Origin of the sequence: Candidatus Protochlamydia amoebophila UWE25 (assembly GCF_000011565.2) — a bacterium.
In the GTDB taxonomy this organism is placed as follows: domain Bacteria; phylum Chlamydiota; class Chlamydiia; order Chlamydiales; family Parachlamydiaceae; genus Protochlamydia; species Protochlamydia amoebophila.
In genome coordinates this window covers 687,209-700,533 of the sequence record NC_005861.2, presented here as the reverse complement: position 1 = coordinate 700,533, position 13,325 = coordinate 687,209, and the positions used below count along the sequence as shown (strand labels likewise).

11 protein-coding genes are annotated in these 13,325 nt (G+C 31.8%); 4 read left to right on the top strand and 7 right to left on the bottom strand.

Annotation, left to right across the window (positions count from 1 at the left end):
* Positions 1-4 precede the first annotated feature (4 nt).
* On the bottom strand, positions 5-766 hold the full coding sequence (locus PC_RS02610; protein ID WP_181679034.1) for a hypothetical protein: 762 nt from the start codon (positions 764-766) through the stop codon (positions 5-7).
* A 935-nt stretch (positions 767-1,701) separates the two neighbouring features.
* Between PC_RS02610 and PC_RS02605 the strand changes: the two genes are divergently transcribed.
* A complete protein-coding gene (locus PC_RS02605; protein ID WP_011175094.1) occupies positions 1,702-2,925 on the top strand; it encodes an MFS transporter in 1,224 nt (407 codons plus the stop codon).
* A gap of 98 nt (positions 2,926-3,023) precedes the next feature.
* Here the strand turns inward: PC_RS02605 and PC_RS02600 are convergent, their stop codons facing one another.
* Both PC_RS02600 and PC_RS02595 read right to left on the bottom strand, forming a co-directional pair.
* The gene (locus PC_RS02600) at positions 3,024-4,055 is read right to left on the bottom strand and encodes an aldo/keto reductase (RefSeq protein WP_011175093.1); all 1,032 of its coding nucleotides are present in this window, start codon (positions 4,053-4,055) and stop codon (positions 3,024-3,026) included.
* A 588-nt stretch (positions 4,056-4,643) separates the two neighbouring features.
* A complete protein-coding gene (locus PC_RS02595) occupies positions 4,644-5,102 on the bottom strand; it encodes a thioesterase domain-containing protein (protein ID WP_044044774.1) in 459 nt (152 codons plus the stop codon).
* 91 nt (positions 5,103-5,193) lie between these two features.
* Here PC_RS02595 and def point away from each other — a divergent pair, with 91 nt between their 5' ends.
* The 3 genes from def to PC_RS11040 all read left to right on the top strand — a co-directional run bounded on the left by def (position 5,194) and on the right by PC_RS11040 (position 6,708).
* Entirely contained in the window at positions 5,194-5,721 is a 528-nt protein-coding gene (def, locus tag PC_RS02590) for a peptide deformylase (protein WP_044044772.1), read from the top strand.
* Between the two features lie 96 nt (positions 5,722-5,817).
* Positions 5,818-6,123 carry a YchJ family metal-binding protein gene (locus PC_RS11045; RefSeq protein WP_232086083.1) on the top strand — a complete coding sequence of 102 codons (306 nt, stop codon included), beginning with the start codon at positions 5,818-5,820 and terminating at the stop codon, positions 6,121-6,123.
* Between the two features lie 423 nt (positions 6,124-6,546).
* Positions 6,547-6,708, top strand: coding sequence for a hypothetical protein (locus tag PC_RS11040; RefSeq protein ID WP_181679033.1), 162 nt, complete (start codon positions 6,547-6,549; stop codon positions 6,706-6,708).
* A 149-nt stretch (positions 6,709-6,857) separates the two neighbouring features.
* On the opposite strand, the gene PC_RS02580 is transcribed toward PC_RS11040, so the two are convergent.
* The 4 genes from PC_RS02580 to PC_RS02565 all read right to left on the bottom strand — a co-directional run bounded on the left by PC_RS02580 (position 6,858) and on the right by PC_RS02565 (position 12,871).
* Positions 6,858-8,081, bottom strand: a complete 1,224-nt coding sequence (locus tag PC_RS02580) for an alpha/beta hydrolase (RefSeq protein WP_044044770.1) — start codon at positions 8,079-8,081, stop codon at positions 6,858-6,860.
* A gap of 24 nt (positions 8,082-8,105) precedes the next feature.
* Positions 8,106-9,698 (bottom strand): hypothetical protein, encoded by a 1,593-nt coding sequence (locus PC_RS02575; RefSeq protein ID WP_011175087.1) that lies wholly within the window; start codon positions 9,696-9,698, stop codon positions 8,106-8,108.
* Between the two features lie 199 nt (positions 9,699-9,897).
* Positions 9,898-11,142 carry a hypothetical protein gene (locus PC_RS02570; protein ID WP_011175086.1) on the bottom strand — a complete coding sequence of 415 codons (1,245 nt, stop codon included), beginning with the start codon at positions 11,140-11,142 and terminating at the stop codon, positions 9,898-9,900.
* Positions 11,143-12,340: 1,198 nt separating this feature from the next.
* Positions 12,341-12,871 (bottom strand): DUF6580 family putative transport protein, encoded by a 531-nt coding sequence (locus tag PC_RS02565; protein ID WP_052278640.1) that lies wholly within the window; start codon positions 12,869-12,871, stop codon positions 12,341-12,343.
* Between the last annotated feature and the right edge of the window lie 454 nt (positions 12,872-13,325).

Sequence of the window (13,325 nt, the reverse complement as noted above, 5' to 3'; positions counted from 1 at the left end):
TCGATTAAAAGAAATATCCTAATCGTAATTCAATTTCTTGCCGAAAAACAGGGAAATTGTCGACAAGACGTTTTTTATATTCGAGCGATAAAACCATTTTTTCAGTCAGCATTTTGCCTATTTGAATGTCAAAAGGAACAAACCAAGTTCGATGCTTCCAATTATACCGAATTTTTGGGGCAAGCGTAACAAACCAGCTATAAGGTAAATCAATGTTGAATATAGGTTCAAGACAAGTTTGATTAATTGAACGACGTGATCTAGCTCCCCCTATATCAAAGTCTTGTCGTACGAGAAGTGCGCACCAGGCCCCGTTTATCCAATTTTTCAAATCATATTTAAACGAAAAAGTTGGAAGCATTTGATATTTGCCTGAACCTAAGTTTTTCCCTTGCGCAGTCGGAAAACACAGCTTTAATCCAAAAGCAAATGTCCATTTCCCGTAAGTGGGAGTAATAAATAATGCTTGAAATGAAAGATCGGATAATCCCCTTTCATGTTTTTTTGGAGAAAGAATCGTGTAACGATATCCTACGAGTTTTTTGATGCGAATATCAGTATAAGGAAGATCAACGCGAGTAGATACAACCCAATGCTCATTCAAATTGAAAGGCTTATCTGCTCGCAAAGTAAATGTTTGCGCTCTGGAAAATTCGCTGATATCTTGATATTTACAACATACAACTAATCTCGGTAAAGGTTTTGTGAAATCTTGTCCATTATTAATTTCTCCCTTCTCTGATTCTGCGAAATTATAAATAGTCATTAATAAAAAAATTGCTAAAAAATAAGAAATACAATTGGTAAATTTCATGATAAAATGGTAACCGTTATAAAATTTAAAGATGCTTATTTTATGTATTCGAATATAAAATGAGTAAAGAGCGATTAAGTAGCAATCTTTGAAAAGAGAAATATGCAAAAAGGTAAAACAACCAAGTCACATCTGATAAAATCATAAGATTTCGCTGATTTATAAATAAAAAAATGGTTAAATGTTATAAATTATAAAACTTAAAAACGTAACCAATTCATTAAAAAACTCATCTCTTGTTCAAATTGCAAATAACTGATGTTATTATTTTAAATAATCTCATAACGATAAAAAATGCCGCTATTAAAAGTTCAAGCTAGCAACGTTCGTAATCAATTTTGCCACATTAAAACCCACGACAATATAAAGAATTTTTATTAATAGAGTCAAAACAATTCACTCTAACAGCAAGCTAGAAAATTTGAACAATTTATGTAACTTCTGATTGGGTCATAAAACTCTTAGTAACATAATCAAAAACAAACTTAGAAATAAATGAAGAAATCAATTTTAGATAAATTTTATCTTTCTTTCACTAATTTTTTTATAATTATTCTTGCAAGGCTACCGAATTTAAAATATCTCTTTTAAAAAAACAAAAAAATTAGTTCTTAAAATAATATAAAGTTTATTCTATATAACAGAATATAATACATAGAAGGAAAAATCTTTTAAAATATTGTAAATATTCATATAATTTTTTTCTTTATAAAAAAGAGTAAAAAATTATGAAAATTTATCCTTATCTTACAAATCTAAATGCATTCAAATTTTTTCATCCTATTTTTTTTACCTTTTTCTTCTAAGCTTTTAGGAAGCAGTTTTCACTTGTAATGTTTCGTTATTTTACCTCAAATTTAGTATTTTTATCTTAAAAAGGAATATGTATGCCTACCTCTCGATTGGCTGCCTGGGTCATGTGGATAGTCGCTTCGATCTTTTATGCCTATCAATATCTATTAAGAGTGATGCCTAACATTGTAATCGATGACATCATGCAACAATTTCAAATTGGAGCAGCCACAATCGGTCAATTTTCAGGTATCTATTACATCGGTTACTCTCTGATGCATCTACCTCTTGGAATATTATTAGATCGCTATGGACCTAGAATGATCATGAGCATTTGTATCTTATTGACAGTTATTGGGTTACTTCCACTTATTTTCGCGACACATTGGATTTATCCAATTGCTGGGCGTGCTTTGATTGGAATGGGGTCTTCTGCAGCCATTCTTGGATTGTTCAAAATTATTCGTTTAAGCTTTAGCGAAGAAAAATTTCCTCGTATGCTTAGTATTTCTGTGATGATAGGATTATTAGGAGCAATTTATGGAGGAGGACCTGTCGGTTACTTGCGCGAAATATATGGATATCACGCAGTCGTTCAATTATTTGCTTTAATCGGTATTGTTTTAATGGGAATTACTTACTGGATGATTCCTAATGTGAGAAGTTCTCAACCAACCTCTATGATGAGCGAGATCAAAAATGTTATTTTTAATAAACGCGTCATTTGGTGTTGTCTATTTGCAGGTCTAATGGTTGGACCTCTTGAGGGTTTTGCCGATGTCTGGGGACGCTCATTTTTAAAAGAAGTTTATCAATTTGACGGAACTTTAGCTGCCAGTTTACCTTCCATGATTTTTATAGGCATGTGTTTTGGAGCTCCAATTTTAAGTTTAATTGCCGAGAAAACAGGCAATTACTTAACAACTATTATTGGGGCTGGAATCATTATGACAATCAGCTTTTCTAGCTTGCTTATTTGGCATTTAAATACAAATTGGATGGGATTTAATTTTATTATTGTAGGCATTTGCTGCGCTTATCAAATTTTGGCTATTTATAAAGCCTCAACATATGTTTCTGAACAAGCCGCAGGTTTAACAACGGCAGTGGCCAATATGATCATTATGATCTTCGGATATACTTTTCATGCAATCATAGGTAGTATAATTAATGTATTTGGTGGCTCAAATAACGAACAAGCATTAATCTACGGAATTGCCGTTATTCCGATTGGATTAACTATAGGTATCCTGGGCTTTGTCATTTTATTCATGTCTGAGCAAGTTAAAACAGAGAAAGAACTTTTACCAAGTTCTTAAATGACTCTTGTAAATTACTAATCATCCCTCGAAATTTTTTCTCGAGGGGTGGGTAGGCATAAAAAGTTAAGTTCACTATTAACTCTAAAAATTAAAAATTATGAAGGAATTGGTCGAGGATTTCTTTCTTTAAAATCTCTTTGATGCCAGTAAGGGTAAACAGGTTGCTTTTCACTCGCCGCGTCTAATTTGGCAATTTGTTCTTTTGTTAGACTCCAATTGAGTACACCGAGATTTTGTTTTAACTGTTCCTCATTACGAGCTCCAACAACAACATTAACAACAGTGGGCCTTTGTAAAATCCAATTTAAGGCAATTTGTGGAATTGTTTTTCCTGTTTCTTTAGCTATTTGATCAATCGCATCAATGACATTGTATAAATATTCATCATCTACTGGAGGACCTCCAACAGATCCACCCTCATTTATACGTCCTTCAGCAGGTTTTTTCCCTCTTCGTATTTTCCCAGTTAACCGTCCCCATCCAAGCGGGCTCCAAGCCATCAATCCTACTCCTTGATCTATTCCAAGAGGCATCAATTCTTCTTCGTAATCTCTTCCTATCAAAGAATAATACCCTTGATAGACAACATAGCGAGCTAAACCATATTTTTCAGAAGTTGCTAGTGATTTCATTAAATGCCAACCAGAAAAATTTGAACATCCAATATAACGAACTTTCCCACTTTGAATCAGATTGTCTAATGCCCCTAAGGTTTCTTCTGGTGGTGTTAAAGCATCAAAACCATGCATAAAATAAATATCAATATGATCTGTTCCTAGTCTTTTTAAACTAGCTTCACAGGCTTCAATAATGTGATAACGTGAAGATCCTAAATCATTTGCTTTATCGCCAACTTTAAAGGTCGCTTTAGTAGAAATTAAAACTTGTTCACGCTTTCCTTTAAGTGCTTTACCTAAAATTTCTTCTGAAGCTCCTGCAGAATAAACATTGGCTGTATCAAATAAGGTAATCCCGGACTCTAGACATAAATTAATAAGACGAGTGGCTTCTTGAACATCTGTATCTCCCCACTTCTTAAAAAATTCGTTAGTCCCTCCAAAAGTTGCAGTTCCAAAACTTAAGGCGGGGACTTTCAAACCCGAACGCCCAAGCTGTCTATATTCCATAAAACCTTCCTATCGTTAATTCAGTTGATACTCTGATAGCTCAAAATGGGACCTTTCAATCAAAAATTTTATGCATAATATATTTAGAGGTATTAAACAATATTTTAAATAAAAATATTTAAAAAATATTTCTAGCATTGCTTTTCCTTCAATCAGTACAGGAATTTTTTTGTTTCTCTAAAAAATGCTGCTGCGATTTCTTTAAGAGCAATTTATGATTTTATTAAACACTTTCCTACAACATCTGGGGTGACCATCTCGATTCATTTTACACCTAAGGAAAAAATTTTTGCTTTAGACTATTACCAAAAAGCAGCAAATAGTTAACGGTTTGATTTTGCAAAGCATAGTTCAATGTCAATGGGGATCCCTCAATTAGCATATTAAATTTAAAAATTAAAACATGTAAGAAAATCTATATCGACTTCATCTTTATATGCAGAGCAAAGAACATGGAAAACTTCGAATAAACTTTTAATATAGGATTTGTTTTTCTAATCCTCATTTGTGCCGAATTTACAAACAAAATAATTTGTTTATCATCTTCAGGAATAAAAGTTATTTAAATAGGTAAAATTTTTGTCCTATTTACTGCTTGTCCATTAAGGCTACAAAAACTCCTAAATAATCGACATAAGTCTTCTCTCCTTTCATAATTTTCGCTGATAAGCTTAGGCGAGCTTTTCCCATTCTTTGAAATGTTTTTAAAAATCTTTCCCATTTTGTTAAATCTGGCATTTCACATTCCGCCTCAAACTTAGTTGAAACAGGTAACAGATAATTTACTTCACTTTTTGCAATCACGATTTGGACTGGTTGTACATAAATATCAGCTATATTTAGGTGTAATAAACTCCAACATGACAAAGTAGCCACGGCGTGCAAACTTCCCCCGAAAACCGTTTTCTTGTGATTTAGGTTATTTAATAAAGGAGCTTCTAATGTAATTTTTAATTTGGAAGCTTCCTTCACAGTAACCCCCATTGCTTTAGAAATAGGAATGTGTTTCCAAAGATACATTTCTAATTCATCTTTAGGTAAAATCATGAAAAACTCTTTTGTTCAAAGTAAATAAAATTTAGTAATTTTAACCCACTTTTGTTAAAATTGAATTTGTATTAACCAAAATTTAATTATTATGGAATTATCTTTAGCTTATTATAATGATCCCATTTTAAGGAAAAAAACTGAACGTGTGAATCATATCGATGATGCATTGAAACAATTAATCTATGATATGGTGGAAACAATGCACACGATGAAAGGGATTGGCTTAGCAGCCCCTCAAGTTCATCACTCAATTTCATTATTTGTAACATGTGTTCCAGTTAAAAACAAAAATGGTTTATGGGAATCAGGGAAAGATCGTGTGTTTATTAACCCTCAAATTCTTAGCATGAGTGAAGAAACGCAAACCTTTTCAGAGGGATGCTTGTCCATCCCCAATCTCCATATGAATGTGACAAGGCCTGCTAAAATTACGGTTCAAGCTGTTGATTTAGAAGGTAATTTATTCGAAGAAATTTTCACAGGACTTCAAGCCACTAACTTTATGCATGAATATGATCATCTTAATGGAATCCTGATTATTGATTATTATAGTCTGGAAGAGCGAAAATCTTTAGAACAACTTTTTAGCACCTCTATCCAATCGGAGAAATACTAAATGGAGTGCTTATATCTTTGCTGTAGTGGAAATTTATATGAAAGCTGTTGAAAAATTTTACATAAAGGAAAATTAGCGCAAAATGCGCTAATTTTGATGCGCTCTCGCTATGCAGCTTACGCCAACCATCTTGCCGATTATATTATTCAAACGACCCATCCTCAACTTCCCCATTTTCGAATAGACAAACACTTATGGGCTAAAGAAATTCTATTGTTTTGCCATCACACAAAATTTCGAAAACTTGAGATTTTAGACTTTTTAGATGAAAAAGAAGAAGCAACGGTTACTTTTATTGCTCATCTTCAACAAAAGGGTTTAGATGCTTCTTTTCAAGAAAAAAGCTGTTTTAAGAAAATTAAAGAAAAATGGCTATACTATAGCGGCTTTATTTCTCGCTAATTTCTTAAATTAAGCTTCTTTACTCTGATTTATAAAAGAAAAAAAGCTCAGAAGTTGGTTGACAACTAAGTGCAAAATCAACCATGTGTTTTCCCATTTCTTCTGCACTCTACGTAAATGGCAAACTCCTTTTAATCCAGCTGTTTTAACAAGTACCGGATAAGCGTTAATTGAACTGGTGACAACAAAATTGCATCCTCCATTTTGTTAACATAACTTTTTCCAGCACTCTATCCATGCAAAAACACCAAAATAGTTGACTTACATAAAAGTTTTATGATGTCTGAGATTAAATTGATCGAAATTTTTTTACAGCAGCTATCCCAGCATGAGAAAAAATAACAAGTGGCAGAGATTCATGTTCCAAATTTTCTTAGAAGATTTTTGTATTGCTCTTTTAAAAATACATCTCAAATGATAAGAATGAACGAATCATTTAAATCGTTTTTTAAACGATCAAGCTTTTTAGATGATCGAGCAATACCTATCACTAATTATCCTCGATTAATCAGCTTTTTAAAGATTGCTTCCCCTATTCCTGAAGAAGCCCCTGTGACAAATTCACCTTTTTTTCGGATTCATTAAACTCTCTGAAAATATTTGAAACAAAGCAAAGTTTTTTAAACAAAACTTCGGATTTATTTATTTGGAAAGTTTATGCTATAGCTTTGTAAGCTACAAGAGCTGTTGCTGTTTCAATGATTTTTACTAGTTATTTACAAGGCTTCAACTTATTAATAACCAATAATCTGGGCTTCTGTTAAAAATTTTCCTAAATCTAATCTTAACAGCTCATCATTTCCACATAAATCAGCATCATGATCAGATTCTAAAGTTAATTTTACTTTTGACTTAGCTGATTTTGCTAAATCAAAAAGGTTCTGTATATATTCTGCGGGAATCATGGCATCATGCGTTGCTTCTATTAGCGCTAAACATCCTTTTACATGAGCAATTCTTTCATCGTTTGCATAACGAAAACAATTTTCCATCACAGGTTTGACCCAATCAGTTAAAAAATAGAGGAAAGGAGGGAGCTTACACAAAGTAATGAGCCTTAATTGTGCAAATGTTCCCATATTTATCGGCGCACGATCAACCAAGGTAGAAATAGAATGTTTAGAAGCAAGATGTAAGATTGGGCCTGCTCCCATGCAATGGCCATAACCTAAAATTTTATGATTACTTAACTTTTTAACTTTTTTCAAATATTCATAAGCTGCTTCTACATTTTCATAAGTTGCTTGTTCAGAAATTTTTCCTTCACTTCGACCTGTTTGTGAATAATTGAATACAAGCATGTTCATACCGTATCCAACTAAGAAAGTACCTATGGTTTTTCGTCTGAATTCAAATATATGGCCGCTTCCAGGAGCATAAATGACTGTCCCAGCATTTGCCTTATTTAATTCGCTTATAACATGTGTGGAATCTATCTGAGAACTATTTTTAGGAATGCCTAAAGCTACATAATCTCTTCCATTATGTTGTTTAAGGGTTAAACCTAATCTATCAACCAAATGAAGAAGATCTTGCTTATCTTGTGGAATCCAAAGAATTTCTTGAACTTGCTCTTGCGTTAATTGAAGGTTATCTTTTTGAGCTCCTTTATTAATTAAAACCTCCAAACAGGCACTACTGTTCAAATACATGGCAGAAATTTGATGCCCATCTGGCATTTTTAAACTTAACTCTTTCCCACCTAAGGATTGCAAAATTAGCCGTGAATTTTCAACTCTAGCGGCGCTACATTTTTTTTTAAATGAGTGCGTAGAAGAAAAGATTACTGTCCGCGCCGCTACAAAAAATAAGGCATAGGCCAATGCATCAATTGCTACAGATTTTAATTTATCTTTAATCCAAATTATTGTTCGTCCTAAATATCCCAGTCCAGTTTTTCCTGAAAATGTTTTATCTAAACAGAAATAACTCCTTGAAACGAAAACAGGATTTAACATTTTTTAATGATACCGTTTATTAGGTTATATGCTATTTAATAAAAATCTTTGACATGCCGTTTGCAAACGAGAGGCACGTTGATGCTGCATCACCCGATTCATAGCTAAAATGGCCGGTGCTAATACGATTGACATGATTTTTTTTCTCTGAGATTCGCTTATAGCCTGTTTTTTTAAAACTGTTTTTTTTAAATACTGCAGAGCTAAAGCCGCTGCTCCTCTATCCACGCAGCTTTTGCAAGCTTCGTTAACGCTATCAGGGTAAAATCTCAAGCAAATTGCTTCAATAATTTCCATATAAGCAAGTTCAATAAAATCTAGACGTTCCTGATGCGAAAGTTCCACTTGGTTAGAAAAATAAAGTTGATGCACATGATCTAAAATTTGCCGACAATCGTGTTTCCAATCTAATTTTAATGCCCAAGACCAAAAATAATTTTTCCCCTCGAACATTTCAATCATAAACTGTTCTTTAAATTGTGTCGCATTTGAGATTAGTCTAAATTTTTTACTTTGCCAATAAAAGTCCGAATCTTTAGACAATGTGATAACGTATAGATGATTGGGATATTTCTGTTCTAATTCTTCAATAGCTTGAGATCTAATCCCTTCTGAACCCTTTCTCTGCATGAGATTAAAGTAAATATGCTTTTTTTCTTGCCTTTGATAACTCTCCAGAAAACCAATAAATTCTTTAACAACTTTTGCTTTAACTAAGACTCCTGATAAATCACGTTTACAATCTTTTGTAACAGTAGGCGTACGAATCATTTTTATTTTTTTAGGAATTCCATTTTTTTCGATAGAATAATGATATAAAACGGAAGGGATGTCGCCTAAATAATGGGGATCATAAAGACGCAATGACTCCTCTACCCCCGTATATCTTGGATGATTACTCAGATCTTTATGAAATAAATCAATAACGTTAGGCAATTCCGCAGTCTTTGCAGACAACAACTTTGCGTTTGAAAAATTATCTAGTTCTTGTTCAACGAAACAAATCATTTCTGGAAGCAGTTTAGGGCCTGTATAAAGCCATTCGCATAATTGGTCTATCCATTGAAAACTAGGGTCATTTAGAATTTCTTGTGAAGTTAAAATTTTTCTTTCTTTCATTAAATCTCTGAGATGCATCAACATTGTCTGATGAAATTGACGTTTATCATTTTCTGTTTTTAATGGAGGAGCATTTAAAATTAAATTTACCAATTTTAAAGTTTTTTTAGCGAATGATGAAACAGTATGGGGTTCTAATTCTGCGTAATTTTGTATGTCAGGAATGCAATCGATTTGTTCCTTTACAAATTGCTTAAGTTGGGAAAAATAAGTATCAAATATGTCAGATTCAAATAAGTAATGACAGTCGCTAAAATGTAAGTGAATAGCATGCACACCTAGTCTACGGCTAATAATAAATATTCCATCTAAAATTAAAAAAAGAGGGAGTGCGACAACTGCAACAAGTTTTGCTAAAGCAAAAGTTGTTCTTAATCCATGTAGACCTATTTTATAAAAACAATTGCCCTGTGGATTATTTTTGAAGGATTTTTGTTGATAAGAAATCCCTTTTAAAACAAAAGAAGCTACTGGACTACGATTATAAATCAAATGCATGTAAAATCCTTCAAAAATAAATTATTATTAATAAATAATTAATATAAATCAAACAAATTCAAATTTATTTACAATAAAAAATTAAAAACAATAAATTTATATAAAAATTTAATAATTACTTAATTTATTTTAAGTTTTATAAAAGATATTAAAGCTGACTGTGTAGAATGCCTTAATATCAAAGAGAAAGTGATAAGAATTATCGATGAGAAACTAAAAGCGGTAATTGCCCTTTTACAACTTTGTCTAGCATTTCATCCAAACGATTAACTGCAAAAGACAGATTAAGAGTAGCAATATCATATTTTTCAGCGCCTTGCACAACTGCTTTTAGGCACCATTTCCTAATAAAATATTCTTTCGACCCTTTTGAAGCTACAAATTCCTTAGCACCGGGAACCAAAGTGTTTGGATAAACTTTGATTTTGCCATTTTCTTCTACTTTAACTAATCTGGAAGGACTCTTCACATTTTTTTGATGAGTGTCTTCTAGCCAATGGGTAGCTAAATTACTACCAGCACGTTTATAAAGTATGGACATAATGCTTGGTAGTTGTTTGAATGCTTCTTGTTCAGTTCTTCGGCTATCATCTTCGGAAATAATAAATCCCTCTGCATCATCTGTATGAGAAAGTAAATAACTGAAAGATGCATCGATATTGTGATTGTTAAATTTTAATATACTTCTGGTATTATTAATTTGGCTGCCTTGAAAGCCAATATCAACAAAAGTACATTGATCCCCATCACGAATTCCCAACTGATTTAAATATTTATGAAAGGTTTCTTTATTTTCTGCTGTTCTATTTGATTCTGTCACTACTGCTCTTGACAAATAGGCCAGAACAATTTTTTCCTCCCCAACTAAATTAGGATATTTTTGTTGATAGTCGGGTCTTTGCATTAGTTTTAACGCAATTTCGTAAGGAGCAATCCCATCTCGTGCGCAAAATACAAGTTTACGGTTATCTTTATTTGCTTTTTCTAATAAATATTCTGTCCATGCTAAAGCAACAGGACCATAAAATTCACTACTACGAGCATAATAAGCCATGATATCTCTAAGAAATTCTTCATATTGTTCAGAAGTGAGGCGAAAATTATGTTTTTTTTCTTTTTCTCTGATACAATTTACAATTTGGAGACGTAATTCGGCTCTTTGACTTGAAGTCAAAAGAGCAAGATCGGCTGCGACTAATTGATTTGCATTTTTTAATTGGTAAATACGATAAGGAAGAATAAACAGACTAAATAAACCCGTTGCAATAGTAGTGATAGCGAAAGCAACAATAAGGAGAGCTTTTTTTGCTACATTGACAATAGGAGCTGTTTTGCGAATCCATTTATTCGATTCATCTGTAATTTTAACGCCCGGTGTTTGGTAATGGGCAGCTAGCGTATTCCATGTCAAATAAGTCGAAGAAAAAAGAGTCCTGAGATTCATTTATCCATCCTAAGATTTAATATTCAAAAATACTTGTTTTTATTGTTTTATTATTAATAATTCACATAAAATAACTATTTTATATAATTTCAAATTATTTTACAATAAAACTTTAAAAACAATAAATAAAATAGTTCAATTATCGCTTGTTCATACGATTGCATTGAACAGCATTTGTTAAAAGATTAAAAAATTATAATCAATTAAAATTTTTACAGAAAGAATAAGTTAAAGTTTTTTAAAATTTTTCTAAGGTCAACGAATATTCAAATTTGCATTACCAATCCATTTTCCACTTATCCTCCCACATCCCTCCATCATCTGCTACGGAGAATTGCACACTACTTTGAATCTTATTAGCAATGAAGCTTTAAATTCTCTTTAAAATATTTAAATGGAAAATGTAATAATTACTTACCCCCTTTAAGCCTTATTTACAATAAATTAAATCTATTGTGCAAAAATATTTCGATCTAAAAAAACAAATCGAAACTTTACTGAGGCATGAATTTAAAACTACTCAAGAGTAATTTATCGATATGTAAAGAGGGTTGATTTATTATCGCATTAAATAAATGAAATAACCGCACTTTATTATCTGTTATACAGAGTGGCCACCCTTTTAATTCTAATATTTCGCAAACTAGGATAAAACTTTTAATAGAGCCATGTATCCCCTTTGCAAGCTGACTGCACAACTGTTGGAAGAGCTCAAAGCATAGCAGCAATATGGGTCATATGTCGAGGATATCGAAAAAGTAGATTAGGTGTAAATAAAGCGTTTAATTGAGCTATATAAAAACATATGCCCAGTTAAAGAAGGAATATGAAAAAACACCTGAAGGAAATATACTAGTGCTTAAAACAAAAGAAATTTTGGCACAAATGGTCGTAACTTTATTCAATTTTTGAGAAAATTGAGGATGATTTGCTGAAGTTTTTTTCATTGGTGTTTTATTTTATTAAAAACCTAGTAAAAATTATAGATTTCTATAAAGCCAAATACAAAATGTTTCCTTCTGCGGTATTTTTACCTCCTTCTTAACTTCTCGTTGATTTAATAAAATTCACAAAATTTTTAAAATCTATTTAACTAGAATATTTATTCTAAAAACTAAGCAAATTTATCTTTGCTTTTCTTTAAAAGTTATACCTAAATATAATTGTTTTTAATGCAGTTCAAATCTTGCGTTTATTCTCAGATAGGTTGAAAGTTTCGTAAGGCGTATTGGCTTGAGAAATTTTTTTTCCAATATGCCACATATCCAAACAACAAAAAGCTATAGCTTACGTCCCCTAATATTTGATTTCTCAAAAAAGGAATACCGGCTAAGTAGCAAGCAATTAACCCTTCTAATGTTTTTGGATACAAAGAACCCCCTGTCCAAACTCCGAAATTTGTGATCAAAAAGAAAAGGAAAGAAGTTAGTAAACTAATGAAGAAGAGATATCGTAAAGGCATTTTTTCTTTAAGTTTTTGCCCTATAAAAATCATCAAACAAAAGCTAAAATAAACAAACGGTAATGTAGAATAAAACCCTATAACAAGATCACTAAAAAGAAGCGTCGAAAAGAGTAAAAATAAGGTCAATGAACGATTTTGATAGTGGTAAGCGCTAAAAAGGATAATAGCATTAAGGGGCGTAAAACAAGGGGGATGCGGCATTAAACGCGTAGCAATTCCAAAAAAAATTAATCCAAAAATTGTTAAAAAGCGAGACGTATTCATATAAACTCTGTTGCATCTGATAATCAAAAAATATTGAGGAAATGACTAGATTTTGTCAATCATCCAAAGCTACAACTCATAAAAAATATAATTTTTCACTAAGATTGAAAATTATATTTTAGTTTCCATTAGTCGAGGAATTTTTTTGCTCTTTTTTGACAAATTTTTCATAGTTTTTTTAGCTATTAATTATTGTTATTGTCAATTTATTGAATACTTTAGAAAATTCTAAAAAATAGTAAAAAAAAGATGGAAAGCATACTGAAGCATTGACTTCATTTACTTACTGCACACCGAGAAACTATCCTTATTTCAAATGACAAATTTATATGTTTGATAAATAAAAATTTATTTCTTGAATATTTGGCGAAGTTTGAAGTTTTTAAGTAATTTTCTGAAATTTTTGATGAGCTGCCCATAAATTTTGAATAGGCTCAAGCTCTTTTTCCATCAA